General features: G+C 50.6%; 30 protein-coding genes. 16 read left to right on the top strand and 14 right to left on the bottom strand.

Features of this window, described 5'->3' with window-relative positions:
• The first annotated feature begins 2 nt into the window (after positions 1-2).
• The 5 genes from WB237_RS07715 to WB237_RS07695 are packed head-to-tail and all read left to right on the top strand — an operon-like array spanning position 3 to position 3975.
• Positions 3-416, top strand: a complete 414-nt coding sequence (locus tag WB237_RS07715; RefSeq protein WP_336212031.1) for a phage GP46 family protein — start codon at positions 3-5, stop codon at positions 414-416.
• Positions 409-1488 (top strand): baseplate J/gp47 family protein, encoded by a 1080-nt coding sequence (locus WB237_RS07710; protein WP_336212029.1) that lies wholly within the window; start codon positions 409-411, stop codon positions 1486-1488. The genes WB237_RS07715 and WB237_RS07710 overlap by 8 nt, the downstream gene beginning before the upstream one ends.
• The gene (locus WB237_RS07705) at positions 1488-2075 is read left to right on the top strand and encodes a YmfQ family protein (RefSeq protein WP_336212027.1); all 588 of its coding nucleotides are present in this window, start codon (positions 1488-1490) and stop codon (positions 2073-2075) included. Before WB237_RS07710 ends, WB237_RS07705 begins: the two co-directional genes overlap by 1 nt.
• The gene (locus tag WB237_RS07700) at positions 2062-3537 is read left to right on the top strand and encodes a gp53-like domain-containing protein (protein WP_336212025.1); all 1476 of its coding nucleotides are present in this window, start codon (positions 2062-2064) and stop codon (positions 3535-3537) included. Before WB237_RS07705 ends, WB237_RS07700 begins: the two co-directional genes overlap by 14 nt.
• 3 nt (positions 3538-3540) lie before the next feature.
• The gene (locus tag WB237_RS07695; protein ID WP_336212022.1) at positions 3541-3975 is read left to right on the top strand and encodes a tail fiber assembly protein; all 435 of its coding nucleotides are present in this window, start codon (positions 3541-3543) and stop codon (positions 3973-3975) included.
• A 6-nt stretch (positions 3976-3981) separates the two neighbouring features.
• On the opposite strand, the gene WB237_RS07690 is transcribed toward WB237_RS07695, so the two are convergent.
• The 6 genes from WB237_RS07690 to rluE all read right to left on the bottom strand — a co-directional run bounded on the left by WB237_RS07690 (position 3982) and on the right by rluE (position 9571).
• A complete protein-coding gene (locus WB237_RS07690; RefSeq protein WP_336212020.1) occupies positions 3982-4518 on the bottom strand; it encodes a serine acetyltransferase in 537 nt (178 codons plus the stop codon).
• A gap of 716 nt (positions 4519-5234) precedes the next feature.
• Positions 5235-6605, bottom strand: a complete 1371-nt coding sequence (gene purB / locus WB237_RS07685; protein ID WP_028019014.1) for an adenylosuccinate lyase — start codon at positions 6603-6605, stop codon at positions 5235-5237.
• Positions 6606-6624: 19 nt separating this feature from the next.
• Positions 6625-7254 (bottom strand): high frequency lysogenization protein HflD, encoded by a 630-nt coding sequence (hflD, locus tag WB237_RS07680; protein ID WP_028019013.1) that lies wholly within the window; start codon positions 7252-7254, stop codon positions 6625-6627.
• A gap of 27 nt (positions 7255-7281) precedes the next feature.
• A complete protein-coding gene (gene mnmA / locus WB237_RS07675; RefSeq protein ID WP_336212018.1) occupies positions 7282-8394 on the bottom strand; it encodes a tRNA 2-thiouridine(34) synthase MnmA in 1113 nt (370 codons plus the stop codon).
• 40 nt (positions 8395-8434) lie between these two features.
• Positions 8435-8908: an NUDIX hydrolase gene (locus WB237_RS07670; protein WP_049007863.1), complete on the bottom strand. Its 474-nt coding sequence runs from the start codon at positions 8906-8908 to the stop codon at positions 8435-8437.
• 9 nt (positions 8909-8917) lie between these two features.
• On the bottom strand, positions 8918-9571 hold the full coding sequence (gene rluE, locus WB237_RS07665; RefSeq protein ID WP_028019010.1) for a 23S rRNA pseudouridine(2457) synthase RluE: 654 nt from the start codon (positions 9569-9571) through the stop codon (positions 8918-8920).
• Between the two features lie 117 nt (positions 9572-9688).
• Here rluE and icd point away from each other — a divergent pair, with 117 nt between their 5' ends.
• The 3 genes from icd to WB237_RS07650 all read left to right on the top strand — a co-directional run bounded on the left by icd (position 9689) and on the right by WB237_RS07650 (position 11685).
• Positions 9689-10939 (top strand): NADP-dependent isocitrate dehydrogenase, encoded by a 1251-nt coding sequence (gene icd / locus WB237_RS07660; RefSeq protein ID WP_028019009.1) that lies wholly within the window; start codon positions 9689-9691, stop codon positions 10937-10939.
• 76 nt (positions 10940-11015) lie between these two features.
• Positions 11016-11363 (top strand): DUF1304 domain-containing protein, encoded by a 348-nt coding sequence (locus WB237_RS07655; protein ID WP_336213520.1) that lies wholly within the window; start codon positions 11016-11018, stop codon positions 11361-11363.
• 76 nt (positions 11364-11439) lie between these two features.
• Positions 11440-11685 carry a YmjA family protein gene (locus WB237_RS07650; RefSeq protein WP_336212013.1) on the top strand — a complete coding sequence of 82 codons (246 nt, stop codon included), beginning with the start codon at positions 11440-11442 and terminating at the stop codon, positions 11683-11685.
• A 293-nt stretch (positions 11686-11978) separates the two neighbouring features.
• Here the strand turns inward: WB237_RS07650 and WB237_RS07645 are convergent, their stop codons facing one another.
• The gene (locus WB237_RS07645) at positions 11979-13478 is read right to left on the bottom strand and encodes an EAL domain-containing protein (RefSeq protein WP_336212011.1); all 1500 of its coding nucleotides are present in this window, start codon (positions 13476-13478) and stop codon (positions 11979-11981) included.
• A 232-nt stretch (positions 13479-13710) separates the two neighbouring features.
• Here WB237_RS07645 and WB237_RS07640 point away from each other — a divergent pair, with 232 nt between their 5' ends.
• The 3 genes from WB237_RS07640 to WB237_RS07630 all read left to right on the top strand — a co-directional run bounded on the left by WB237_RS07640 (position 13711) and on the right by WB237_RS07630 (position 17364).
• Positions 13711-15231, top strand: coding sequence for an EAL domain-containing protein (locus WB237_RS07640; RefSeq protein WP_336212009.1), 1521 nt, complete (start codon positions 13711-13713; stop codon positions 15229-15231).
• Positions 15232-15344: 113 nt separating this feature from the next.
• On the top strand, positions 15345-16829 hold the full coding sequence (locus WB237_RS07635; protein WP_442892482.1) for a sensor domain-containing diguanylate cyclase: 1485 nt from the start codon (positions 15345-15347) through the stop codon (positions 16827-16829).
• A gap of 286 nt (positions 16830-17115) precedes the next feature.
• Positions 17116-17364: a GlsB/YeaQ/YmgE family stress response membrane protein gene (locus WB237_RS07630; RefSeq protein ID WP_114978136.1), complete on the top strand. Its 249-nt coding sequence runs from the start codon at positions 17116-17118 to the stop codon at positions 17362-17364.
• Between the two features lie 129 nt (positions 17365-17493).
• Here WB237_RS07630 and WB237_RS07625 read toward each other — a convergent pair whose 3' ends face one another.
• Positions 17494-17592, bottom strand: coding sequence for a YoaK family small membrane protein (locus tag WB237_RS07625; protein WP_014883431.1), 99 nt, complete (start codon positions 17590-17592; stop codon positions 17494-17496).
• Between the two features lie 45 nt (positions 17593-17637).
• Positions 17638-18666 (bottom strand): sensor domain-containing diguanylate cyclase, encoded by a 1029-nt coding sequence (locus WB237_RS07620; RefSeq protein WP_336213516.1) that lies wholly within the window; start codon positions 18664-18666, stop codon positions 17638-17640.
• A 308-nt stretch (positions 18667-18974) separates the two neighbouring features.
• Here WB237_RS07620 and WB237_RS07615 point away from each other — a divergent pair, with 308 nt between their 5' ends.
• Positions 18975-19229, top strand: coding sequence for a putative hemolysin (locus WB237_RS07615; protein ID WP_336212007.1), 255 nt, complete (start codon positions 18975-18977; stop codon positions 19227-19229).
• An 80-nt stretch (positions 19230-19309) separates the two neighbouring features.
• The gene (locus WB237_RS07610; RefSeq protein WP_336212005.1) at positions 19310-19615 is read left to right on the top strand and encodes a hypothetical protein; all 306 of its coding nucleotides are present in this window, start codon (positions 19310-19312) and stop codon (positions 19613-19615) included.
• Here WB237_RS07610 and WB237_RS07605 read toward each other — a convergent pair whose 3' ends face one another.
• On the bottom strand, positions 19616-19960 hold the full coding sequence (locus WB237_RS07605; RefSeq protein ID WP_336212003.1) for a DUF488 domain-containing protein: 345 nt from the start codon (positions 19958-19960) through the stop codon (positions 19616-19618).
• Positions 19961-20061: 101 nt separating this feature from the next.
• On the opposite strand from WB237_RS07605, the gene WB237_RS07600 reads away from it, so the two are divergent.
• A complete protein-coding gene (locus WB237_RS07600) occupies positions 20062-20769 on the top strand; it encodes a CTP synthase C-terminal region-related (seleno)protein (protein WP_128348725.1) in 708 nt (235 codons plus the stop codon).
• Between the two features lie 30 nt (positions 20770-20799).
• Here the strand turns inward: WB237_RS07600 and WB237_RS07595 are convergent, their stop codons facing one another.
• The gene (locus tag WB237_RS07595) at positions 20800-21987 is read right to left on the bottom strand and encodes a CynX/NimT family MFS transporter (protein WP_336211999.1); all 1188 of its coding nucleotides are present in this window, start codon (positions 21985-21987) and stop codon (positions 20800-20802) included.
• Between the two features lie 99 nt (positions 21988-22086).
• On the opposite strand from WB237_RS07595, the gene WB237_RS07590 reads away from it, so the two are divergent.
• Positions 22087-22878 carry an AraC family transcriptional regulator gene (locus WB237_RS07590; RefSeq protein ID WP_336213514.1) on the top strand — a complete coding sequence of 264 codons (792 nt, stop codon included), beginning with the start codon at positions 22087-22089 and terminating at the stop codon, positions 22876-22878.
• Here WB237_RS07590 and WB237_RS07585 read toward each other — a convergent pair.
• A complete protein-coding gene (locus tag WB237_RS07585) occupies positions 22862-23308 on the bottom strand; it encodes a DUF441 domain-containing protein (protein WP_008500737.1) in 447 nt (148 codons plus the stop codon). The two genes, WB237_RS07590 and WB237_RS07585, sit on opposite strands and share 17 nt — an antisense overlap.
• A 144-nt stretch (positions 23309-23452) precedes the next feature.
• Between WB237_RS07585 and yoaI the strand changes: the two genes are divergently transcribed.
• Positions 23453-23557: a small membrane protein YoaI gene (yoaI, locus tag WB237_RS07580; RefSeq protein WP_236920553.1), complete on the top strand. Its 105-nt coding sequence runs from the start codon at positions 23453-23455 to the stop codon at positions 23555-23557.
• 21 nt (positions 23558-23578) lie between these two features.
• On the opposite strand, the gene WB237_RS07575 is transcribed toward yoaI, so the two are convergent.
• Complete coding sequence (locus WB237_RS07575) at positions 23579-24079, bottom strand: YbaK/prolyl-tRNA synthetase associated domain-containing protein (RefSeq protein ID WP_336211994.1); 501 nt, start codon at positions 24077-24079, stop codon at positions 23579-23581.
• Positions 24080-24178: 99 nt separating this feature from the next.
• Positions 24179-25462 carry a YeaH/YhbH family protein gene (locus WB237_RS07570; protein WP_028018994.1) on the bottom strand — a complete coding sequence of 428 codons (1284 nt, stop codon included), beginning with the start codon at positions 25460-25462 and terminating at the stop codon, positions 24179-24181.
• Between the last annotated feature and the right edge of the window lie 15 nt (positions 25463-25477).

The following is a 25477-nucleotide window of genomic DNA, read 5'->3' as shown; positions in this document are numbered from 1 at the left end:
TCATGATCCTCTATGTTAACGGGCTTCTGAAGGAGTCCACGGATCCGCTCGACCTTTTAACGCGTTCTGTCGTGATCTCTCTTTTTTCGTGGCGGCGTGCTGAAAGCGACGACCGGACACCAGAACCCTATGGCTGGTGGGGCGATACCTGGCCAACAGTACAGAACGACCGGATCGGCTCCCGTCTGTATCTCCTTAAACGCCGGAAACTCACCAACAAAACACCACAGGACGCCCGCGAATACATTCAGCAGGCACTGGCGTGGATGACTGAGGACGGTGTGGCCGCGCGAGTTGACGTTACCGCAGAACGAACGGGAATAGATGTGCTGGCTGCCGGGGTAACGATTTACCAGCGCGACGGCACTATTCACAACATTACTTTTGACGACATCTGGAGTGAACTCGATGGCTGACAGTCAATTTTCACGGCCTGAACTCCCGCAACTGATTGCCACCATTCGCAGTGATTTGCTGACGCGCTTCCAGGAGGATGTGTTGCTGCGCAGGATGGATGCAGAGGTTTACGCGCGGGCGCAGGCCGCTGCAGTTCATACCCTTTACGGGTACATAGATTATCTGGCGCGCAATATGTTACCTGATTTGTGCGATGAGGACTGGTTATACCGCCACGGCAGAATCAAACGATGTCCGCGCAAGGATGCTGTGGCCGCGACAGGTTTTGTGCGCTGGGATGGGATAAGCGGTACGCCCACGTTGCCCGCCGGTACACAGGTGCAGCGTGATGACCAGGTGACCTTTACTACCACCCAGACCGTCAAAGCGTCCGGTGGCGTTTTGCGCGTGCCGCTGGTGGCCGATAACGCCGGGGCGGCAGGCAATACTGATGATGGTGTTGCGTTGCGTCTGGGTACGCCAGTCAGCGGCATTCCCTCAACCGGATACGCTGACACTGTTACAGGCGGTGATGATGTGGAAGAGCTGGAGACCTGGCGCGCACGCGTCATGGAGCGCTACTACTGGATACCGCAGGGCGGTGCTGATTCCGATTATGTCATCTGGGCAAAAGAGATCGCCGGTATTACCAGAGCCTGGACGCTGCGCCACTACAGCGGGATTGGTACCGTTGGCGTGATGGTGGCAACCAGTGACCCGACACATCCCGCCCCCGGTGATGACCTTGTCCAGGCCGTTCGCAATCATATTCTACCGCTGGCACCAGTCGCCGGAGCCGGACTGACGGTCTTTGCCGCGACTGAAAAAGTTATTCCGATGACGATTGCGCTGGCGAAAGATACCGCAGAAATCCGCGCAGCCGTCACGGCGGAACTGAATTCCCTGATGCTGCGCGATGGAGTGCCATCCGGAAAAGTGTACCTGTCACGCATCAGCGAGGCGATAAGCCTGGCAACGGGTGAAGTTGCACATCAGTTACGTGCGCCGGTAACTGATGTTGCTCTGGGGGCAACAGAATTACCCGTTGTCGGGACCATCACCTGGGCGACCTATACGGGGGTGAGTAGCTGATGGCTCTGCAGGATGAATATGAGCAGCTTCTCTATAAGCTGTTACCACCCGGCCCGGCGTGGGAAGGTGATAACCCGCTGATAGAAGGGTTGGCCCCGTCGCTTACGCGCGTGCATCTGCGTGCTGATGCACTGATGAAGGAAATCGATCCCGCGCAGACGACAGAACTGATAGACCGTTATGAAACCGTCTACGGCCTGCCTGATTCCTGTACTCCGGACGGGGTGCAGTCGCTACGACAGCGCCAGCAGCGTCTTGACGCTAAGGCCAACGTGGCTGGCGGTATCAACGAACAATTTTACCGAAACCAGCTGGACGCCCTGGGCTACACCACGGCCACAATCGAACAGTTTCAGAACCTCGACAGCTCCCCCGATCCGGAGTGGGGTGAATTCTGGCGCTACTACTGGCGCGTAAATATTCCGGCTGATGCCAATGTCAGCTGGCAGACCTGCACCAGTGCGTGCAATTCCGCAATCAGAACATGGGGCGACACAGTTGCAGAGTGCGTCATAGAAAAACTCGCGCCCTCGCATACCGTCGTTGTTTTTGCATACCCGGAAGGAACAGACAATGCATCGAATTGATACACCCACGGCACAGGCCGATAAATTTGGACCAGGTAAAAATGGTTTTACGAATGGTGACCCGTCGACAGGCCGTCGTGCCACTGACCTGAACAGCGACATGTGGGATGCCGTTCAGGAGGAGATTTGTGCAGTAATAGAACAGTCAGGCCTGGCACTGGACAAAAATCAGCACGACCAGCTTTATAAAGCGATCGTCAAAATTATCGCATCCAAAATTCCCGATGCACTCCTGAAAAAGAACAACCTTTCAGATCTGGCTGATAAAGCGCTGGCTCGGGCAAATCTGCAGCTTAAAACTGCGGCGCAGAAAGATATCGTTACATCAACGACCGATACAACAGCTGATCGTGTTCCGGTGGTGGGTTGGCAGGGGCTGGGGTCAGCAACTCAATTTCGGATGGGACAGGTATCGCAATTCCTTGCATATGCGGCTGCTGATTTGAAAGAAGTGCCAGCCAATGGCGCTGGATGGCAATCAGCATATGGCCTTTCCCGTCGCGCCCAGGCTTTCATGAACACTTCAGGGATATTCTATTCAAGGTTTTCCCTTTCTGATGTAGCGCTTGATGTTGATACGCCCTGGGCAATTCATTACACATCGCTTAACAAACCAGAGGCCACGGATTGCGATGCAGTATCAGCTACTAACGGAGGAACATTCCAGAAATCAATTATTGTAAAAGGCAACGGTGCATCTATAACGATACAGCCGCTTGTAGATCAACAAGCAAGTTATTTACTTGGTAAGGGGTATAATGGAGGAAATACCTGGTATGTTGGGCGAGGCGGTGCCAATAACAATGTTGCGTTATACAACTATCAGGGATTAAATGGTTTAGTTCTTGCAGAAGATGGTTCAATCGGTATCAATCCAGCTCAGGGAAAACCTCTTCAGTTAGGTTCGGTTGGCTCTGCGATTTTGAATATCGGCGACAATGATTCTGGTTTGCGGAGTTCTGTCGATGGACAGGTAGATTTATGGTCAAACAGCGCGATGGTTGGGTATTGGAATAAAACAACCTTTTCATTCTCTGGACAAATAATACCGACCAATTACGCAAATTTTGACAACCGCTATTATACCAAGGCGCAATCTGATGCGGGGTACATGCCTAAAACAGGGGCTTACACCAAAGCAGAGAGTGACGGTAGATATCAACCTAAGGGGAGTTACGCCTTGCCGGACACCTCCGGAATTAGCGGTAATGTGTTGTGGTGGAAAAACACCGCAACAGGTGTCATTACGATGATGGGGCAAACCGCGGGCGTGGCGAATAGCGGCCGAGTAACATTCCCCTTTGCTTTTGCATCGAAATGTTTCGGTGTAATCCCAACACGTAATAATGACTCAGGACAAGGAGCAGCTATGCAACCATATAACGTCAATACAACCGGCTGGAATCTAAGAATCGCGGGCGGTGGCACTGAAACCGTTATGTGGATCGCTATGGGAAAATAAACGATGACAACTTACTACAGCGCAACGACAAACGGGTTTTATCCTGAGATTTGGAAACAATCCTATGAACTAGGTGGTGAATGGCCTGCTGATGCTGTCGAAGTTTCCGAGCACTGGCATGATTATCTTGTCAAAAATCAAGGCAGCGGAAAGGAAATTTCGGCTAATGAATATGGATATCCCGTACTTAAAGACGTACAAGTAGACTGGAATTCAAAGGCAGAGGACCAGCGGCAGGTTTTGCTTTCAGAAAGTTACGGTGAGATAGATAACTGGAAAATCGAACTACAGCTGGGAACTATAACTGAAGATGATAGGGCCAGCCTTACTGAATGGATGGCCTATATCAAGAAGCTTAAAGCAATGGATTTTGTTGCTGTAATCGACGAATATAGTTTTAATAGCATAGATTGGCCAGTGAAACCATCAAACGAATAATCTATGTTACTTAGTATATGTCTTTAGGACGATATCGTTTTTCGAAAAAACAACGGTATCGTCCGGTATATTTTTATTGATGAAGGCCATTGCACCAATTTTAACATTGTCTCCTATTGAAATATCGCCAATTAAACAAGCATTAGCACCTATCTCAACATTGTCCCCGATCCGACTAAACCCTTCGTCAGTATCATTTCTCGCGCCAATGGTCACACCCTGGCGAATGATCGCATTCTTTCCTATGACAGTATTACCCCTGATCACAATGCCAGGGAAGTGGACTATCTTTAGCCCTGGACCGATCACAGCCTTTGGGTTTATATCTGTGGAGTAGCATCTATTGAGTTTGATCATCCGATGCTTGGCGTATTCACGTAGGCCATACTTATTGGTTTGATAGAGGTAACACCAGATTCTGAACCAGAAGTAAAATCGTCTATCAACACACTTCATTGCGCGCCTGATAGTTTTTGACCATGAAAAAGACTTTCCACCCTTCTGAACCTCTACCATCAGGGATTCTTTTAGTTGTTCGTACATCCATGATTCCTTTGGATTATTCGTAGAATTAACGACACATTTTACAATGGCGGTTAAATTTTATCTCTTGAAAATGCATTCTTTTGGAGTAAAGCGATGCTAAAGATAGACGCATTATAGGCTACAAACCGAAGAAACCGCCGACCGTTACATGTAAGAACGGGCGGCGGCATGAATCTTATGACCTGCGATTTCGTGCTCGACGAGCTATGGCAATCATTTCCTGAATCTGCCCCAGGATGAATTTTTCAGCCTCATCGCATGGCATCACCACAAAGCCTGAGCGGATCACATGTTCCAGGTATGAATCTGGGCTCATAATCACTTCGCCTGGCATAAGAGGGTGGCGGGCCACGGGCAAGCTGTTTTCGAAATAGGTGGTATGGGAAAAAATCATTTTTATGTCAACGCTGGTTAAAAAATTGCACTTCTAAATCAAAGAAAAAATGCCACGAAAAAGAATCAATTTTGGGGGCAAATTTGGGGGCAAAATTGAACTGGGGGCATGATTTGGGGCGATAAAATGACCAATATTGTCCGATAATGTCCGCATTGCAATTTCTGTAAGTCGCTGATTAATATATAACTTGTTGTTTTGGCGATGATTGTATTTTTCGTTGTGCAGTCTAACGCTGATTATGTTGTTGTGGGGATAAACATTTAGTAAACCGGGGGAAAGCAACCCTCTTTCCGGGCGGAAAGAGGGTAGAGGGCCTTTACTTCAGTTCATCAACCATGGTGATGGCGCGACCAATGTAATTCGCCGGGGTCATCGCTTTCAGGCGGGTTTTCTCTTCTTCTGGCAATGCCAGACTGTCGATAAACTGTTTCATGCCTTCAGCGTCAACGCGTTTACCGCGAGTTAGCTCTTTCAGTTTCTCGTACGGTTTTTCGATACCGTAACGGCGCATCACGGTCTGGATCGGCTCAGCCAGAACTTCCCAGTTGTGATCCAGTTCGTCCAGCAGACGGTCACGGTTCACTTCCAGTTTGCTCACGCCTTTCAGGGTGGACTGGTAAGCGATCAGCGCGTAGCCAATACCCACGCCCAGGTTACGCAGAACGGTGGAGTCTGTCAGGTCACGCTGCCAGCGGGAAACCGGCAGTTTGCTTGCCATATGTTGCAACACGGCATTTGCCAGACCCAGGTTGCCTTCAGAGTTTTCGAAGTCGATTGGGTTCACTTTGTGCGGCATGGTAGAAGAACCAATTTCACCGGCGATGGTTTTCTGTTTGAAGTGGTTCAGCGCGATGTAGCCCCACACGTCACGATCAAAGTCGATCAGGATGGTGTTGAAGCGCGCGATGCAGTCAAACAGTTCGGCGATGTAGTCATGCGGCTCAATCTGGGTAGTGTACGGGTTCCACTGAATACCCAAAGAGGTGACGAACTCTTCGCTGAACTGATGCCAGTCCACTTCCGGGTATGCAGCGATGTGGGCGTTATAGTTACCGACCGCACCGTTGATTTTACCAAGAATTTCAACCTGTTCCAGCTGACGATACTGGCGTTCCATACGATACGCGACGTTCGCCATCTCTTTACCCATCGTGGATGGGGTGGCTGGTTGGCCGTGGGTACGGGAGAGCAGCGGAATGTCGCGGTATTCCACGGACAGCGCTTTTACCGCGTCGATGATTTTACGCCAGTAAGGCAGTACCACATCTTTGCGCGCGGTAGAGAGCATCAGCGCGTGAGACAGGTTGTTGATATCTTCTGATGTGCAGGCGAAATGAATGAATTCAGATACGGCATGCAGAGCAGGCACAGCAGCCACTTTCTCTTTCAGGAAGTACTCAACCGCTTTCACGTCATGGTTGGTGGTGCGCTCGATGGTTTTGATACGCGCGGCATCTTCTTCGTTGAAGTCAGCAACGATTTTATCAAGGTAATCGTTTGCCTGGGCGTCAAAAGCAGGAACTTCCTTGATTGCTGCCTGGGCGGCCAGCTTTTGCAGCCAGCGTACTTCAACCTGAACACGGAACTTCAGCAAACCATATTCGCTGAAGATCCCGCGCAGCGCGCTGACTTTATCGCCATAGCGTCCATCGACAGGGGATACGGCGGTCAGTGAGGATAATTCCATAATTCGCAACTCCGGGAGGTTAACAATGAGCAAGAATTTGTTTTGCCTGAGTAGTCAGGCGATTACGAGAAAACATTAACTGCAGTCGGCCACCGCCAACCTGATGCCACAGCACAGCGGCGCGGATCCCGGCCAGCAGGGAGGCACGCACTTTTGCCTGGACCTGAGGGCTTTGCAGAACAGCAGGGGAACCGGTGACCTGAATACGCGGGCCAAGTGGGCTAATGACGTCAACATAAATGGCAGCCATGGCACTCAGCAGCGTTTCGGACTGCAGATCAAAATGGTCGAGCTGACGTTGCAACCCGGCAATGCGGTCACCAAGCGTATTGAGCGCACCTTTCGCTGCGCTCAGTTTACGCTCAAGCACCATCAGGCTTAACGTGTAGCGGGTCAACTCTGCGTTTAATCCCTGACGGCTACTGGCGTTCAGCACGCCAAGCAGGGTTTCAAGACCGAGACGAAGATTAGTTTCACTCCCACCGAAGACACCCAGGGTTGAGCCGGGGTTGAGGTCGATAACGCTGTTGAGTGAAACGTGCAGCGCATCAGCGTCGCAATGACCCTGATGCGCCAGCTGTTGCACCAGACGGGCAGACTGGCAAATTCCCGCCAGTGCCAGGGTGATGTCATAGTAGTTCTTCGCCACACGGTCTCCTTTATGTGTGCAATCGTGTTAAACAGCGGTCAGCGGCAGGCGCTGTTCAATGATCCCGCCACCCAGGCAGACTTCGCCGCTATAGAAGACAGCAGACTGACCCGGGGTGACAGCAGCAACAGGCTCGTCGAAACGCACTTCGATGCGATCGTCATCCAGCGCGGTAATGGTGCAAGGAATATCGGTCTGACGGTAGCGCGTTTTCACCGTGCAGCGCAGCGTGCCTTTCAGCGGTTCGCGATCGACCCAGTGCAGCTGTTGCGCGATCAGGCCAACGGACATCAGACGCGGGTGGTCGTGACCCTGAGCGACAACCAGAATATTGTTTTCGACATCTTTGTCGACCACGTACCACGGATCTTCGCTACCTTCTTTCGTCCCGCCGATACCCAGGCCTTTACGTTGGCCTAAGGTGTGGTACATCAGCCCCTGATGCTGGCCAATCTCTTCCCCGTCTACGGTAACAATTTTACCTGGCTGCGCAGGCAGGTAACGCCCCAGGAAATCGCGGAATTTGCGCTCGCCGATGAAGCAGATACCGGTAGAGTCTTTTTTCTTAGCGGTGATCAGGTCCAGCTCTTCGGCGATTTTACGTACCTGCGGCTTTTCCAGCTCGCCGACCGGGAACAGGCTCTGGGCGATTTGCTCGTGGCTCAGCGTATAGAGGAAGTAACTCTGATCTTTGTTACTGTCCAGACCGCGCAGCAGCTGGCTTTTGCCATTCACATCGGCACGACGCACGTAGTGACCGGTCGCAATGAAGTCTGCGCCCAGATCTTCCGCCGCGAATTCCAGGAAGGCTTTAAATTTGATCTCTTTGTTGCACAGAATATCCGGGTTTGGCGTACGGCCTGCTTTGTACTCTTCCAGGAACAGTTCAAAAACGTTGTCCCAGTATTCTGCGGCAAAGTTAACGGTGTGCAGTTCAATACCGAGCTTGTCGCATACAGCCTGCGCATCGGCGAGATCCGCAGCGGCAGTGCAGTATTCCTCGCCATCATCTTCCTCCCAGTTCTTCATGAACAGGCCCTCCACCTTATAGCCCTGTTGTTGTAACAGGTAGGCGGAAACGGAGGAATCGACACCGCCGGACATGCCGACGATTACTTTTTTCTGGCTGTTATCTGACATGGAATACTCACGACATTGAACTTCAAGGCGGCGTATTCTATCACGCCCCCCCACCATTGACACCCTCTGTAAACGGCCAGTTAAATTCTCCGATGACATCCAGCGGTAAGCGGCCAGAAGACTGCCAGCAGCGAATGCTTTCTGCAACCAGCGGCGAGCGCAGGTTTGGCGCGTTCAGGATCTCGTCAGCGGTGACCCACAGGCAGCGGTCGATATCATCATCCTGCGGCTCTGTGGCGCACATTTCGTTAAGCTCAACGGCGAATAAAAAGCGCAGGAACGGCGTGTGGTCAGGCGCTATCCACTGATGCAGGCGGATGAAGTGTTGAGGTTCGGCATGGATCCCCGTCTCTTCCCACAGCTCGCGTTTTGCGGCCTGCAGCAGCGTTTCGTTTTCTTCGAGGTGCCCTGCGGGCTGGTTCCATAAGGCTTTGCCGCCAATCGTCTCCTCGACGACCAGGAATTTACCCTGCGCGTGAACGACACAGGCGACAGTGACATGAGGTTTGAACATAGTGACTCCTTAGGAGGTAGCGTCCCGCCATTCACCGTTAGCCAGGCTCTCCAGCGTGTAGTTGCCCATGGCGTAGCGAATCAGGCGCAGGGTAGGGAAGCCAACGTGTGCGGTCATACGCCGCACCTGACGGTTGCGGCCTTCATAAAGGGTGATTTTGAGCCAGCTTGTCGGAATGGATTTGCGTTCGCGGATGGGCGGGTTACGCGGCCACAGCCACTCCGGTTCATTCACGCGTTCAATACCTGCTGGCAGAGTTGGACCGTCGTTCAGCGTGACGCCGCTGCGTAATGTTGCCAGCGTCTCTTCATCCGGTTCACCTTCTACCTGCACGAAGTAAATTTTACCCGTGCGCTTCCCTGGCTGCGTGAGCTTCGCCTGTAGGGCGCCGTCGTTAGTTAAGACCAGCAGGCCTTCGCTGTCACGATCCAGACGCCCGGCGGCGTAGACGCCCTGGACTGGAATGTAATCCTTAAGCGTGCTGCGCCCGGCTTCATCAGTGAATTGCGGCAAAACATCGTAGGGTTTATTGAACAAAATAACCCGCTTCGGCTGGCTTTCTTGCGGTCTTCTGGCGGCTTGTCGCGAGCTGAATCGCTCAACCCGGTGTTTTGTAAAAGAAGTTTTCTTCATGGTATTTTCAGGCTCTATCAATTGCCGCATTATAGCCTAATAACGAAGACCTTTCATGGCGTCGGACAATCAGGTACTATCGAAGGGCTCATTACAATTTATTAACATAAGATCAGTAACAACCAGAAGCGCTCGAAGGAGAGGTTAATGGAAAGCAAAGTAGTTGTTCCGGCGGAAGGTAAAAAGATCACCCTGCAAAACGGCAAGATTAACGTTCCTCACAATCCGATTATCCCGTTCATCGAAGGTGACGGTATCGGTGTAGACGTTACCCCGGCAATGCTGAAAGTGGTTGATGCCGCTGTTGAGAAAGCCTACAAAGGTGAGCGTAAAATTTCCTGGATGGAAATTTACACCGGTGAAAAATCTACTCAAGTTTATGGCCAGGACGTCTGGCTGCCAGCGGAAACGCTGGACCTGATCCGCGACTACCGCGTTGCTATTAAAGGCCCACTGACCACACCTGTCGGTGGCGGTATCCGTTCTTTGAACGTTGCACTGCGTCAGGAGCTGGACCTGTATGTGTGTCTGCGTCCGGTTCGTTACTACCAGGGCACCCCAAGCCCGGTTAAGCACCCTGAACTGACCGACATGGTTATCTTCCGTGAAAACGCAGAAGACATCTACGCAGGTATCGAATGGAAAGCTGACTCTGCAGACGCAGAAAAAGTGATTAAATTCCTGCGTGATGAGATGGGCGTGAAGAAAATTCGCTTCCCTGAGCATTGCGGTATCGGTATCAAGCCGTGCTCCGAAGAAGGCACCAAGCGTCTGGTACGCGCGGCCATCGAGTACGCCATCACCAACGACCGTGACTCTGTGACCCTGGTTCACAAAGGCAACATCATGAAGTTTACCGAAGGCGCGTTCAAAGACTGGGGTTACCAGTTGGCGAAAGAAGAGTTCGGTGGTGAGCTGATCGACGGCGGCCCGTGGCAGAAAATCAAGAACCCGAACACCGGCAAAGAGATCATCATTAAAGATGTGATCGCCGATGCGTTCCTGCAGCAAATCCTGCTGCGTCCAGCTGAATACGACGTGATCGCCTGTATGAACCTGAACGGTGACTACATTTCTGACGCCCTGGCGGCACAGGTTGGCGGTATTGGTATTGCCCCGGGCGCGAACATCGGTGATGAGTGCGCCCTGTTCGAAGCGACCCACGGTACTGCACCAAAATATGCGGGCCAGGATAAAGTGAACCCAGGTTCTATCATCCTGTCCGCAGAAATGATGCTGCGCCATATGGAGTGGTTCGAAGCTGCAGACCTGATTGTTAAAGGCATGGAAGGCGCTATCGCTGCCAAGACCGTGACCTATGACTTCGAACGTCTGATGGATGGCGCTAAGCTGCTGAAATGTTCAGAGTTTGGCGACGCGATTATCGCGAACATGTAATCCAGGTTCTGGGTTAAACAAGAGCGGGGGCCTGAGGGTTCCCGTTTTTTTTGTCTCTGCTTACAGGAGAAGCATGATGTTAGCCACCATCCTGGTTGCTGTTGTTGCGTTCATCCATCTTTACATCCTGGTGCTGGAAATGTTCCTGTGGAACACAAAAACCGGGCATAAAGCGTTTAATCTCCGTCCTGAATTTGCCCGTGAAACCCGTGTGCTGGCCGCAAATCAGGGGCTGTATAACGGTTTTCTGGCGGCTGGTCTGCTCTGGAGCCTTTGGCTCGGCGAAAAGGGTATCCACGTGACGGTCTTTTTCCTTGTCTGCGTGGTGGCTGCCGGTATATTTGGTGCAGTGACCGCCAGCAGAAAAATTCTGTATGTGCAGGCCTTGCCCGCTGTTGCCGCCTTGCTGGCCCTACTGGTCTGAAGCAATGCTATGGTCGACGTCCGTCGTTCGATATACTCACTACGCCACTTATGACAAGCCAGATACGAGACTGCTTATGAACAACGAAATCCCACTGAAGTATTATGACATCGTCGATGAGTACGCGACGGAAGCCGCAGAGCAAGTCAGTGATTCAGAGCGTGATCCGCTGGCAGGTTATTTCCAGCTGCTGCTCACCCGTTTATCAAATAACGAAGAGATCAGCGAGGAAGCTCAGCAGGAGATGGCCACAGAGGCCGGGATCCATGCTACTCGCATTGATGATATTGCGAATTTCCTCAATCAGTGGGGGAATGAATAGTCTTCCTCAAAAGCCATTATGCTGATGCTTTGCTATGCAGCTCAGCATCACGCTATCAGACCACATGCATTTTTTACGCAGAATATGTGAAGCAGGGGCGTCGACAAATAACGCGAAAATAACGGTCAGACAAAAAAGTACCACTGGTAATAGTAAGGATAATTTCACGTTTTTAACCAAAATAAGAGTGTGCTTCAGGGTAATCTACCGTCTGATTGTGACAACTATATGTTTTTGGGTGAGGAATGAAAATGCTTGATCCGAAAAAACATGGGCACGCCAGACATCAGAGGCTACCGCGCGACTCCGACAAGTTTCTGCGCCAGCTCACTGCGGGTCAGTGATTTTGAGAAATACCATCCCTGAACCAGGGCATCGGGATATCTGTCGGCAATAAAACGATATTGTATTTCATTCTCTACCCCTTCAAAAACAAGGGATTTATTCAGTCGGGCGAGAGCATCACTAAAAATAACAAAGATGTTCTGTTTATAATGTTCACTGATGCCGTCGACCAGCGATTTGTCGATTTTGATTTCATCATATTCAAGAAGTGACAATCTGGCCAGGTTTGAATTTTGTACACCAAAATCATCTATTGATACTTTTATGCCAAGAGATTTTAATTCCCGACAGAATTCTTCAAGAATATCTACAGTGGAAACGGCCTTTTCAGAGAGTTCGATTTTTATCAAGGAGAGTGGAATGCGATGAATTAAACACGCGCGACGTAAGATAGTAATGAATTGCCCGTCTTCAATTTCCGTTCGGCCAACGTTGAGTGAGACGACCAGTTGATGTTTTGTTGCAAGTGGTGCAATTTCTAAAAGAGATTTTTCGATAATATTAATGTAATATTTTTTATACAGGCCGATCTTCTTGATTAATGGAATAAAAAGCTCCGGGGAGACATCACCGTGTTTTTGATCGTGCCATCTCGACAGAACCTCAACACCCACTATTTTTTTATCCTGAATTCGAATGATTGGCTGATATTTAACACTGATGGTATTGGTGATGACAGCCTTGACCAGCGTTCGTTCGAGAGAAAAACGGTCTTCATAAATGCGGAAGAAAAAGAACGTTATCGCTACCCAGATAAAATACAAAATGACCACAAGAAACGTAAACACAACGGGAGGTAGCGAAGCAAGCCCTGCATTGTGATGTTTCACAATGACGCATAAATCCCAGAAAGCGCTGCATTGCGTGAGGGTGATGGTAAACAATGTCGAATGCAGCAAGTCCTGTTGCTTAAACGCAGGGGGGGTCGAAAAAAATGTTCTGCCAAAGTCTTTGGTGGTTGCACTCAGAGAGTAACTCGCTGTAACCGGAGAGAATTTATCGTAAGCGTAGCGGGAGGTGAAGATAATAATGTTATGATAAATTGCCGCGTTACCTGTAAAGAACTCTTTTTTGTCAAACTGGGCCAGGAGAAAGCCCCTTGGGGTTTTATGCAGTTCTGTAGGAAGTGCAACAGGAGTAGCGAGTTTACCCCAAAAAGCAGTACAGACTATTTTTCCTTTCTCTATGAATCCGACATCACCAAAATAGAGGCTGTCGAGTTTTATTTGCCTGTAACTATCAAGACTGGTTTTATCACATCCCTTTGTAGTGATGCTTTTGAGAGCCAGTGCCACGTTTTGGGACAGGTCTTCTGAATATTCTAGAAGAGCATGGGAAATCTCAAGCTGTTTGCTCTTCTGCTGGCTAACGATAACCGCATTGACCGCATAAAGAGACAGGATGACCAGAAGCGTTGAAATGATAGCAACGGCAATGATCTTTTTCATTATCCAGTTATCCTGTCCGCTCCCTGATTTCACAAATCTTAACACAGCCAGGACGAGGCACAAGCCTGATAGTCACGGCAGGTGATCACATTCAGAACGATAACTCATGCTAAAGCATCAGTTTTTTTAAGATAAATCTTGGTTAAGCTATTTTCATTGTTATATGCAACGCTGAGTTAGCCATAGCGTCTTCTACAGGAACCCTGCTTGTTTTTATGGTAAGGAATAAATCATGCGCAACCTTATGATGCCCATCCTCTGCGCTTTATTTCTCTTTCTGAGTGGCCTATTGATTATTAACTGGCAGTTGTGGCATTTGGCAACACTCAGTAATACCCATACCGCCACCGCAAGTACCCAAAAAATAGATAACATTCTTGCTGAAGCTGTCAGTGCTGCCAATACCGCTAAGCAGGTTGCTGCGCAAGGGTGTACCCGTGACGGACAACTGGGGTTGGGAACAGAAGCCGCACTGAAACCGCATCTGCGTGCCATTATGATCCAACTGCAAGGTCAGATTATCTGTACCTCACTGCCGGGAAATGGCGTTTTAATTGTTAATCCTCAAACATTATCTAACGAAACATTGATGCTGTTACCGGGTAATCGACTGGTGAATGGCATTCCGGTTCTCATTTTCCAGATGCCGATCGCGGATGGGCGCGTGATTGTCAGCGTGAGTGACGCACATTTGCAGGATGTGATTGCGAGCGCAACAAATAGCGCTGACATGGCGTTGGTTGTCGGTAAAAGAATGCTTGCGCGTACCGGTGATGTGACTGACTGGGAGGCAGCCTCGTGGAAGGGGGGGATAACCGCATCAGCACATTTCCCATTTAGCGTGGTCTGGCAGCCACCCGCTTTTTTCAGCCTGACGCGATTACTGCAACAAGGATGGAGCCTGATACTGCTTATTCTTGGGTTGTCCGTTACGGTCGGGGTTCTGATCCGCCGTTACAAAAGGAAAAGCACCTCATTTGAAGACGATCTGCGTAAGGCCATTTTGCACGGAGAGATCGTTCCTTATTATCAGCCGATCGTAAATGGCGATACCGGTGGGCTGTACGGTGTTGAAGTGTTAGCAAGGTGGAAGCATCCCAAATCGGGTTTTATCCCGCCGGATGTCTTTATTCCGATTGCGGAAAGGAGCGGTTTGATTATTCCTCTGACTAAAGGGTTAATGGCGAAGGTGGTTACCCAGCTAAAGCCGCTTCTGCCGAAGCTACCTGACGGATTTCATATCGGGGTTAACATCAGTGCCAGACATATCAATGCACCTTCTTTCATTGGTGACTGTCGTGTCTTCGGAAAGGGGTTTCAGGGGAAAGAAGTTAAACTGGTCCTCGAGGTAACGGAGCGTGAACCGTTGATCGATAATCCTCATCTTGTGGAAAATCTCAACACGCTACATAACGCTGGCTTTGTCATTGCACTGGATGATTTTGGGACGGGCTATTCAGGGCTTTCGTGCCTTAATGCATTGGCCATTGATTATATTAAAATTGACAAGAGCTTTGTGAACCGGGTCTCTGAGGAGAAGGACTCAACAATTCTGCTGGACTGTGTTATTGATCTGGCTAAAAAACTGTCATTGCGCATTGTGGCTGAAGGCGTAGAAACGCAGGAGCAACTGGAGTATCTCAATCGTAATGAAATTACCCTTTTACAGGGATACTATTTTGGTAAGCCTGTCTCTTATATCGATTTTATTAAAGTCATCTTATCCAAGCCCAGGGAGGCTGTCAGTTTGTAAAACGAAATTAAGGCCAGCTTCTGTTGTATGCTTAAGTGCAATTCATTTTCCTCTTATCCTGAGCTTTGTTACAGTGACAATAGCTGTCAGCCGGGGATGTCAGGCGTGATAAGGTGGAAAAGCTCGTGCATATAAAAAATACTTTCTACACAACAACCATTACCGTCATCATTGTCTCATTGATCATCTCGCTGTCGCTTGCTGTCCAAATTACCACATCCAGACAGCAGTCAATCCAGCAAATTAATACCAGTGTTGCCAACCTGAGCCATACCCTGGATGTGTATACTGAGGGGATCATGCGCCAAAGTGAAATGCTGATTACGACTGTTTCCGACATAATCGAAATTTATGGCATGAACCCACAACAGGCGACCAATATCCAGCGGATGATAAGTAACCAGGATAATCTCCTTACCCAGATTAATAATGTGGTTGTTTACGATGCCCGGGGCGAACTCTTTACCGCATTGCACGAAACTTTTTCTGGCCCCCGGAAAGGAGCGGACCGGGCTTTTTTTATCTACCACAAGAATAATAAGAGTCAGCAGATTTTTATTGGTGAGCCTGTGGTAAGCAGAACTAATGGTAAATGGGTTATCACCATTAGCCGACGCCTTGAAACCCATACCGGAGCGTTTAATGGTGTCGTCGTTGTGACACTGGGCATCGAAAACTTTCTGGCTCTCTACGGGCAGATTAATATTGGTCATTCTGGCGTCATTGGCTTAACGACACAGTCAGGCGTCTTGCTGGTCCGTTATCCCTTTAAAAATAACTATATTGGCGCGATTGTCTCTGATTCGCCTCTCTTCAGAAAATATCTCAAGGTACAAAATACCGGGATCGCCAGTTCTATTTCCCGGTTTGATAAAATCGAACGCATTTATGCCTATGAGAAAAACACACGTTACGGACTGGTCACCACGGTGGCCGTCAGCACCGATGAGGCACTCTCTCCCTGGCGCAAGCAGGCTATTCAGCTTGCCGTTCTTATTTTCGTTTTTACCGTAATACTCATTGTAGCGTCGTATTTCCTGTATTCGGATTTATCACGAAAAACCAGAGATAACAAAGAGCTGAAGATTATTGCCTCTGAGGATGCGCTGACGGGGCTTTTCAACCGCCGCAGTTTTGATGAAAAAATACTCTCGGAAATTGCGGGTTGCGTGGCACGCGGTGCGCCGATTTCGGTGCTGATTGTGGATGTGGATTACTTCAAAAAATACAATGATAACTACGGCCATCCTGAAGGGGATCGGTGCCTGACTCAACTGGGGGACAGTCTCAGGAAAAGTCTCACTCGTGATAACCAGATTGTGGCGCGGTATGGCGGGGAGGAGTTTGCGCTGATCTTACCTGATGCAGATATCCAGGAAGCGCGGCGCATTGCTCAGACGATCATTCGCAATGTCTTCTCTTTGCAAATTGAACATGCTTTTAGTCCTTTTGGGCGGGTAACGGTAAGCGTAGGGGTCTCCACTGCACGTGCTGTAGAAATAGCCGGTAGCCAGCAGAATATTATCATTGCTGCAGACCAGGCACTCTATCAGGCAAAACGCGGCGGCCGTAACCAGTACGCTTTTGTTGGGGTATGACCATAAAAAAAAGCCCACTCAAGAGTGGGCAAGAAATACTGGAAGCAATGTGAGCAATGTCGTACTGAATACTTGAGCTTTTTACTCAACTACTCAGCATTGAGAAAGATAATCTTTCTCAACAAAAGATTCAACCCCACAGTTTATGTGGAACGTTCTTTTTTGTTGATGAATAAATAGACGCTCTCTCACCGTGATACTTATCACAAATTTTCTTTCTCTGATCCTGTGCTATTCTTTTTTGTGTCGTTGATTTAATGACAAAAACCATACAGAGAGGAAAGTTATGGGTATTTTATCCTGGATTATCTTTGGGCTTATTGCGGGTATTCTGGCTAAGTGGATCATGCCGGGCAAAGATGGCGGTGGGTTTATTGTTACCGTAATACTGGGGATTGTCGGCGCGGTCGTCGGTGGCTGGATCAGTACACTGTTCGGTTTTGGCAAGGTCGATGGCTTTAACTTCGGCAGTTTCGTCGTTGCTGTGATTGGTGCGCTGGTTGTTCTGTTTGCCTACAGAAAAATCAAAAGTTAAATCTGAACGCGTTAAAAAAGGCTGCCCTCTGGCAGCCTTTTTTACGTAGCGCGTTTACCACCAGCCGAGTTGCGTCCCGGCAAAAGCAGCAATGGCAACGATCAACATAATGAGGGTCGTTTTTCTCATTTATGCCCCTGGAGCCGCGTAACCACCGACAAAAAACCATGCCAGAAAAACCACCGCCGTTATAAAAATAACGACCGGGAAGAGGATCCCTATTCTCATATCATCACCTGTTTCGGTTTCTGTAATGCCGTAGAGTGTACGGCGTTAATCCTTAGCGAGAAAGCGAGTTTTGCTTTTTCCTTTCTTATCCTGATACATTGCGATATCAGCTGCGTGTAACGCACTGTCCGGATCGGCTACATCAGGGTCCACTTCGATAACACCAATGCTGGCTCCTGGGTAAATGATATGAACACTGCCCAGCCAGTATTCACCCGCAATGCAGGCATTGAGGCGTGTTTTTAACTGGTTTATCTGCGTGTTATCCCCTTCATTGTCGGTTTTACTCAGAGAAGCCACCAGAAACTCATCACCGCCCAACCGGCCAATAATATCGTCCTGCTGTTTTTCTTCCGTCAAACGCTTGCCCACTTCCACCAGGAACTGGTCGCCAGCTTCATGCCCATAACGATCGTTAATCAGTTTGAAATCATTCAGGTCGATAAACGCGATGATGGCATTACGTTTAAGGTGTCGCGCCAGAGAAAAGAGGGTCGTCAGATCCTCAAAAATGGCCCGACGGTTGGGTAAACGGGTAAGGGCATCGGTATAAGAATGCGCGATGAGCGCAGCATTGGCTTCCCGAAGTTGGGCAACCAGAGACTCTTTCTGAATGTACTGGGCAATCAACCCGGCGAACAATTTCAGAACCTGTTCACCACGTTCGCTGAGTGGTTTCTTTGCCGTACTGGTGGCACAGAGCGTACCGTAAAGTGAACCATCAGCAAGATGGACAGGAATACTCATGTAGGTGGTAATGCCGAGTGCTTTCGCAGCGTCGCAATCAGACCAACGCTCAGGAACATCGTCGCTGAATAGCGTGTTGCTATCCAGTGCGCGCTTACACAGTGTTTCATCCCATGGGACACTCAGTCCCTCCGGGATCTCCATCTGCTTGCTGTTGCGGGCATAGAGAATATGCTGCAGTCGTGCTTTGATATCGACCTTCGTCAGGTAAGTTGACTCCATATCGGTCACAATCTCCAGCATCTCCAGCAGCTGACGAACGAGACTTTCAAGGGATTGTTCAGTGGCGAGGGTTTCTGAAACACGGGCAAGGATGATATCCGACATGACGTAGAATGACTCCCATGCAGAAGACGTCTGCATCTGCATGTTATGCTGAATTTTTAGACTTCTGGCATAGTAAAACATGAATATAGAAAATTTAATATATGCAGGGGAAGGGGCGCAGGTGAAAAAAAGCCCCGTTGTTGAGACCGGGGCAAAGACATCTTGATTACGGAATGATGTTCTCTGGTCATGTTGAGAACACGTCACACTATAGCGTTGAAAAGTGCAGTTAAAATGGAGAAACCATGGAGAAAGCGCGAGTGACCCGTTACCCTTACACTATTGATGATGTCAAAAGGATCAATAAGATGAGATTTCTGCTTCTGGCGCTGGCACTTCCCCTGGCCGCCTGCACCACCAAAACACCACCACCTGATGCCCCGAAACCGCCTCACGTTGTCGGTATGGCGAACCCGGCCTCCGTTTATTGTCTGGAGAAAGGCGGGGAACAGATCCCGGTTCAAAGCCCACAGGGTGTCCGTACGGAGTGCAAGTTACCGGGTGGCGAAGTGATCGATGAATGGACGCTTTATCGTCGCGATCATCCGCAATCCATCAGGTGACAATGACATATTGACTGCGATACACTTCTCTTTAGGATTATTCTTAGCCAATTTCTGGCCACCTTTACCGTGAGAGAAGTATGTTTCAGCTTAAACCGGGCAGCATGGCGATGATCATCGGTGCCCGCACAGCCTCTGGCCGTCGCAATATTGGTAAATCCGTTGAATTATTTGGTCTTTGTCAGCCCGGCTTGCGTTTCGTTAACCCGGTCAATGGCGTTATGACGGAGTTACCCGCGACGGCGGATCGCGCGTTATGGCTGGTAACGGGAGATGTCTACGCCTTTGACAATCAGCACGGCTTTGCGTTTGTTCGCCCTGAACACCTGATGCCACTTACCCCGGATGAAGCACCACAAACCCTTGATGAGCTGATGATCGACTGATTACAGATGGCGTAGCCAGTCGGCTAATACCAGGGCATGATTTTGTGTCTTGTCTTTTGCACCGTAGAGCAGGGTGACGGTCTGCTTTTTTGCCCGCGCCGCCAGGCGCATCCCTTCGTCCTGATGTTGCGCCAACTCTTCACGATAGGCCTGACTGAAGGTATCGAAATCAATGGTTTCGCCGTGAAAGGCCTTGCGTAATTCATTTGATGGCGTGAGCGTTTTACACCATTCATCATACGCGAGGTCCGTTTTTTTAACCCCTCGCGGCCAGAGCCTGTCAACCAGAACCCGATAACCATCGTCAGGGCTTGCCTGCTCATAGACCCGTTTGCATTGAATCATATTTCCACCCTCCTAATTTAAGGTATTGTGATAATTGCAGAAGATCGGTAGTCTGAGGTTCCTTATGTTATCTGATAATTCCCTGGCATAAGGAACCTTTCATGGAACACCTCCCGGTAAAAACGACGCTGCGCATTGCGCTGGTTGGCGATTACAATCCTAATGTTATTGCACATCAGGCGATTCCGCTGGCCATTGACGACGCCGCCGCAGTCCTCGACCTCACCGCCGATTACGACTGGCTTGCCACGACCGAACTGACCAGTCCTGAAGATCTGGTGGGCTACGATGCCATCTGGCTGGTTCCTGCAAGCCCCTATAAAAACACGGAAGCTGCCTTTATCGCTGCACGCTACGCCCGTGAAAACAGCATTCCGTTCCTCGGTACCTGCGGTGGGTTCCAGCATGCGTTGATTGAGTATGCCCGTAACGTATTGGGCTGGAGCGATGCGGCACATGCCGAAACGGATACCGAAGGCACCATGGTGATTGCACCTTTGGCCTGTTCGCTGGTGGAAAAAACCGATGCCATTGAGCTGCGTAATAACACGCTGATCGCGAAAGCCTATGGTAAGCCGGAAATTGAAGAGGGCTATCATTGTAACTATGGCGTATCGCCGGCGTTTGCACAGGCGCTTGAAAACGGTGATATGCGCGTTACTGGCTGGGATGAGCAGGGTGAGATCCGTGCTGCAGAGTTGGTTACTCACCCATTCTTTGTGATCACCTTATTCCAGCATGAGCGTGCGGCACTGGAAGGTCGCCCGGTGGTACTGGTACAGGCGATGCTGCGCGCGGCACGCGGCTAAAAAAGCAGGCCCGATGGCCTGCCACAATGTTTAACGGGGCGTGATCTCCCGGTCACGCCCGGCGAGCATACCGCAGATGGCCATGACCACCGCAGCCAACGCGCAACCCAGAAGCGGGATGCGCCAGTCTCCCGCAGTATCGTGAATTTTTCCCATCAACGGTGGACCGCAGGCAGCGAGTAGATAGCCAATTGACTGCGCCATACCGGATAACGCCGCCGCCTGGTGTGCGGAGCTGGCGCGCAGGCCGATGAACGTCAGGCCGAGGATCATCGTTGCGCCGGTGCCAAAGCCGAACACCAGTGTCCACAGGACTGCCATCTCAGGTACAAACCACAATCCTGCCGCGCTGACTGCACACATCAGGGCCACAACCCCGGCGATTATCCGCTGATCCTTCAGACGATGGAGGATCAACGGCACAGCAAGACCCGGTACGGCAGTGGCGAGTTGTAACAGACCATGCACCGAGCCGGCCTGTGCTTCGCTGTATCCATGGCTGAGTAATATCGCCGGCAGCCAGCCGATGATGACATAGTAAATCAGCGAGTTAATCCCCAAAAACAGCGTCACCTGCCAGGCAAGAGCAGAGCGCCAGATCGCGCGATTATGCAACGCCCCAGCGCCCGTTACCGTCGCGACGTGTTTCTGACGCCACTGTGGCAGCCAGAGCAACAGCGCGATCAGCGGAAACACCATCAGCATTAGCAGCGCGCCATGCCAGCCTGCTTCACCTTGCGCCAGGGGAACAATCAGCGCAGAGCCTAACGCCGCAGAGACCCCCATCGTCAGGGAATAGGCCCCGGTGAGACGGGCTACCTGACCTGGAAAATCACGTTTAATTAATCCCGGCAGCAGAACATTCCCCAGCGCAATACCGCAGCCAATCACCGCCGTACCCATGAAAAGTAATGTTGCGGAGGGCAGGGAACGAACCGCAATCCCGGCGCAAATCAGCAGGAGGGCAATAAACAGGCTTCGCTCCATGCCGATACGCCGGGCGACACCTGCGGCAAGCGGGGAGACAAGCGCAAAAGCCAGCAGAGGCAGGGTGGTCAGCAGACCGGTTTGTGCCGTGCTTAAGCCATAATCAAGGCGAATAGCGTCGAGCAGCGGGGCTGCCCCGGTGAAGGTAACGCGCAGTGTAGTGGCAATCATCAGGATGCCTGCGATCAACAGCGCGCTTTGTTTTCCAGAGATGCGAATAGCAGTTGTCATTGTGTTCTCATACGTTCAAGCGAGGGCACACAATACCGATTTTCTCAGTGGTTGAAATCAGGCTAAAATGACAGTTTATCGCTAATATCGGACAACATGATGATTGGTCTGGGACTGGATGGCTACGATCCTGATAGCCAGCACGATGCGGCCGTCGCGTTCCGCATTCGCGTGGTGGCGGAGGAACAATATACTCCATTGCATCATCACCGTAAGGGGCAGCTGATTCTGGCCCTGGGTGGTGCTATCACCTGCGAAGTGGAAAATGCCATGCTGATGGTACCGCCTCAGTATGCTGTCTGGATCCCCGGCCAGATGCCGCACAGTAACAGGGCCACACCGGGAGCACAGCTCTGTTTTTTATTCATTGAACCCGGTGCTGCCAGTTTGCCCGATCGCTGCTGTACCCTGAAAATCTCCCCCCTGGTACGGGAACTGATTTTATCTCTGGCAGAGAAATCGCGTGAGCAGCTTTATCTTGCGGCCACATCGCGCCTGGTGGATGTCCTGTTTGATGAACTGCCGCTGCAGCGTCAGGAGCATTTGCAGTTACCCGTTTCACCTCACCCCAAAATCCGGCTGATGAGTGAAAAGATGGCGGAAGAGCCTGCCGCCTGGCAGACGCTGGCACAGTGGGCGAGCCACTTTGCCATGAGCGAACGCAACCTGGCGCGGCTGGTGGTGAAAGAAACCGGTTTAAGCTTTCGCCGCTGGCGTCATCAGCTGCAGTTAATTGTGGCGTTACAGCATTTGATTAGCGGGAAGTCGGTACAGCAGGTGGCACAGACACTGGGTTATGACTCTACCACCGCATTTATTACCATGTTCAGGAAGGGTCTTGGCCAGACACCGGCGCGTTATATGGCTAACCTGACTACGACTTCCCAATAAACAGTGAGACCAGCCCCGCTGCAATCAGCGGGCCCACTGGCACGCCGCGAAACAGCGCTACACCCAGCACGGTTCCCACCAGCAGACCCGCCACCAGCGAGGGTTGACTGCTCATCAGCGTGACGCCACGACCACCCAACCACGAGACAAAAATGCCGACCGCAATCGCCACCAGCGATTTCCAGTTTACAAACGAGTGCAGCAGCGTCGATGCAGGCAGCGTACCGCTGGCGATGGGAGCCATTACCCCAATGGTGAGTATGATTATCCCGATAGTGAGGCCTTGTTTTTCTATCCACGGGAAAAAGGTATTTAACGGTGTCACGCGCACGATGATAAGCACCAGAATCGAGATGGCGACGGTGGTGTTATGACTGATAAAACCGAGCGCGGCGAGTGCCAGAAGAATGAGCAGAGTAGGGTCAAACATAGGGAATCCTTGCCAAAAAAATCATCCTGCTTACTTTACGCGGAAAAATGACGGAGGACAGTTTTTAAAAGATCTTATCACTGTCATAACCCTGTCATTTACAGGGACTAAAACGAGGTCAGATATCACAAAAGGATCGCCATCATGAACGATCACATGTTTGTTGAGACACTCATTATCTCCTCATCGTTTTTCGCTGTTGCCATTATTCTCGTCGCTTCTGTTCTGTTTCTGGAAAGAAAAGGCTGACAGGATCGCCAGCCTTTGTGATTAGGTTTTATGGAACGTCACAAGCTCAGGACGAGCAATACGCAGGTAATCCTGGGTATCCATAATCACTGATTTTTCCAGCAGACCGGCGTTGAACGCGATTTCGTCAAAACGCTCGAACAGCAGCGGGTCGGCAACCAGCGTCAGATCGGGATGGAAACTGAAAGGTGGGATAGCGCCAAAAACGCAGGCGGTCAGAGTATCAACTTCGGCCGGGCTGGCGAGCGACGCTTTTAATCCGCCAAAATGACTGGCAAGCTGGCTCAGGTCGGCCTGCAGATCGGCGGCCAGGATCGCCAGAACGTGTTTTTTTACACCGTTTCCCTTCACTTTGCAGACCAGAGCTTTAGCGCCTTGCCTGAGATCGGTCCCGCGAATTTCACTCACCGCCTCACATTTCCCCACCGCCTCGTGCTCCATGACGCGAAACCGCGCGCCCTGCTCGGTGAGTAAAGTAATCAGTTGCTGGTGAGTCCCTGTCCCAATAACGTCGTCAGACATAACGATTTTCCCGGTGATAATTCAGTATGCAGTTTTCTACATTAGCACGGGATGAACGGGGTCGAAAGAAAACAGCCAGCGAATTCGCTGGCTGTAGGGTCAGGCATTGCTGGTTGCAGATTGCTTGTGGAACAGCTCCCTGAACACCGGATAAATGTCATCCTGGTCACGGATATGCTGCATGGCAAAATTATCGAACATAGATTGCAAATGTTCATATTCCCGCCACAGGGTCTGGTGCGCACGACGGGTAATTTCGATATAGCTGTAGTAACGCACGACGGGCAGAATTTTCTTCGCCAGAATTTCATGACACAGCGGAGAGTCATCTGCCCAGTTATCGCCATCCGAGGCCTGCGCGGCATAAATGTTCCACTGCGCCGGGTCGTAACGCTCTTTCACCACTTCATCCATCAGCTTCAGTGCGCTTGATACGATGGTTCCCCCGGTCTCCTGGGAGTAGAAGAACTCATGTTCATCCACCTCTTTGGCCTGCGTGTGGTGGCGAATATAGACCACTTCCACGTTCTTATAGGTTCTGCTCAGGAACAGGTAGAGCAGAATATAAAAACGCTTCGCCATATCTTTGGTGGCCTGGTCCATTGAACCGGAGACGTCCATCAGACAGAACATCACCGCCTGGCTGGATGGCTCCGGACGTTTTTCGTAGTTCTTGTAGCGTAGGTCGAAGGTGTCAATAAAGGGAACCCGATCGATCTTTGCCCTCAACTCGGCAATCTCTTTACGCAGGCGCTCCTCTTCCAGCAGTTGCGCCGGTTCCGTATTTTCCACGACTTTCAGGTTGCTTTCGAGTTCGCGCAGTTCGCGACGTTTACCTGCCGTCATGGCCGTGCGTCGCGCCAGCGAATTCTGCAATGAACGCACGACGCTGATATTGGCGGGTACGCCATTGGCGGTATAACCCGCGCGATGGGTTTTGTACTCGTTAAGCTGACGATGCTGATTCTTTCTCAGATTCGGCAGCGCCAGATCTTCAAACAGCAGGTCGAGATATTCATCTTTCGAAATCTGGAAGACAAACTCATCCTGACCTTCACCATCCTGGCTGGCCTGTCCCTGACCGCTTCCTGAACCACCGCCGCCGCCCTGAGGACGCTCAATTCTGTCGTTCTGAACGAAGTGGTCATTACCTGGGTGTACGCGATGGCGCAGTCCACCACGCCCCTGATGAAACATCGGTTCGCTGATGTCATCGGTGGGGATGGAGACAGATTCGCCGCTGTCGACGTCGGTCACCGAGCGTTTGTTGATGGCCTCGGAGATAGACTGTTTAATTTGCGCTTTATAACGGCGCAAGAAGCGCTGGCGGTTCACCGTGCTCTTGTTTTTGCCGTTAAGACGCCGGTCAATAAACCAGGTCATATACCCCCCGTACTG

Origin of the sequence: Enterobacter sp. P82 (assembly GCF_037053385.1) — a bacterium.
GTDB lineage: Bacteria > Pseudomonadota > Gammaproteobacteria > Enterobacterales > Enterobacteriaceae > Enterobacter.
The sequence above is the reverse complement of the archived record's forward strand: the minus strand, read 5'-3'. Positions and strand labels throughout refer to the sequence as shown.

Coding starts and splice junctions, on each gene's coding strand:
- WB237_RS07715 (WP_336212031.1), top strand. CDS start 3: ATGATCCTCTATGTTAACGGGCTTCTGAAGGAGTCCACGGATCCGCTC.
- WB237_RS07710 (WP_336212029.1), top strand. CDS start 409: ATGGCTGACAGTCAATTTTCACGGCCTGAACTCCCGCAACTGATTGCC.
- WB237_RS07705 (WP_336212027.1), top strand. CDS start 1,488: ATGGCTCTGCAGGATGAATATGAGCAGCTTCTCTATAAGCTGTTACCA.
- WB237_RS07700 (WP_336212025.1), top strand. CDS start 2,062: ATGCATCGAATTGATACACCCACGGCACAGGCCGATAAATTTGGACCA.
- WB237_RS07695 (WP_336212022.1), top strand. CDS start 3,541: ATGACAACTTACTACAGCGCAACGACAAACGGGTTTTATCCTGAGATT.
- WB237_RS07690 (WP_336212020.1), bottom strand. CDS start 4,518: ATGTACGAACAACTAAAAGAATCCCTGATGGTAGAGGTTCAGAAGGGT.
- purB (WP_028019014.1), bottom strand. CDS start 6,605: ATGGAATTATCCTCACTGACCGCCGTATCCCCTGTCGATGGACGCTAT.
- mnmA (WP_336212018.1), bottom strand. CDS start 8,394: ATGTCAGATAACAGCCAGAAAAAAGTAATCGTCGGCATGTCCGGCGGT.
- WB237_RS07670 (WP_049007863.1), bottom strand. CDS start 8,908: ATGTTCAAACCTCATGTCACTGTCGCCTGTGTCGTTCACGCGCAGGGT.
- rluE (WP_028019010.1), bottom strand. CDS start 9,571: ATGCGGCAATTGATAGAGCCTGAAAATACCATGAAGAAAACTTCTTTT.
- icd (WP_028019009.1), top strand. CDS start 9,689: ATGGAAAGCAAAGTAGTTGTTCCGGCGGAAGGTAAAAAGATCACCCTG.
- WB237_RS07655 (WP_336213520.1), top strand. CDS start 11,016: ATGTTAGCCACCATCCTGGTTGCTGTTGTTGCGTTCATCCATCTTTAC.
- WB237_RS07650 (WP_336212013.1), top strand. CDS start 11,440: ATGAACAACGAAATCCCACTGAAGTATTATGACATCGTCGATGAGTAC.
- WB237_RS07645 (WP_336212011.1), bottom strand. CDS start 13,478: ATGAAAAAGATCATTGCCGTTGCTATCATTTCAACGCTTCTGGTCATC.
- WB237_RS07640 (WP_336212009.1), top strand. CDS start 13,711: ATGCGCAACCTTATGATGCCCATCCTCTGCGCTTTATTTCTCTTTCTG.
- WB237_RS07630 (WP_114978136.1), top strand. CDS start 17,116: ATGGGTATTTTATCCTGGATTATCTTTGGGCTTATTGCGGGTATTCTG.
- WB237_RS07625 (WP_014883431.1), bottom strand. CDS start 17,592: ATGAGAATAGGGATCCTCTTCCCGGTCGTTATTTTTATAACGGCGGTG.
- WB237_RS07620 (WP_336213516.1), bottom strand. CDS start 18,666: ATGTCGGATATCATCCTTGCCCGTGTTTCAGAAACCCTCGCCACTGAA.
- WB237_RS07615 (WP_336212007.1), top strand. CDS start 18,975: ATGAGATTTCTGCTTCTGGCGCTGGCACTTCCCCTGGCCGCCTGCACC.
- WB237_RS07610 (WP_336212005.1), top strand. CDS start 19,310: ATGTTTCAGCTTAAACCGGGCAGCATGGCGATGATCATCGGTGCCCGC.
- WB237_RS07605 (WP_336212003.1), bottom strand. CDS start 19,960: ATGATTCAATGCAAACGGGTCTATGAGCAGGCAAGCCCTGACGATGGT.
- WB237_RS07600 (WP_128348725.1), top strand. CDS start 20,062: ATGGAACACCTCCCGGTAAAAACGACGCTGCGCATTGCGCTGGTTGGC.
- WB237_RS07595 (WP_336211999.1), bottom strand. CDS start 21,987: ATGACAACTGCTATTCGCATCTCTGGAAAACAAAGCGCGCTGTTGATC.
- WB237_RS07590 (WP_336213514.1), top strand. CDS start 22,087: ATGATTGGTCTGGGACTGGATGGCTACGATCCTGATAGCCAGCACGAT.
- WB237_RS07585 (WP_008500737.1), bottom strand. CDS start 23,308: ATGTTTGACCCTACTCTGCTCATTCTTCTGGCACTCGCCGCGCTCGGT.
- yoaI (WP_236920553.1), top strand. CDS start 23,453: ATGAACGATCACATGTTTGTTGAGACACTCATTATCTCCTCATCGTTT.
- WB237_RS07575 (WP_336211994.1), bottom strand. CDS start 24,079: ATGTCTGACGACGTTATTGGGACAGGGACTCACCAGCAACTGATTACT.
- WB237_RS07570 (WP_028018994.1), bottom strand. CDS start 25,462: ATGACCTGGTTTATTGACCGGCGTCTTAACGGCAAAAACAAGAGCACG.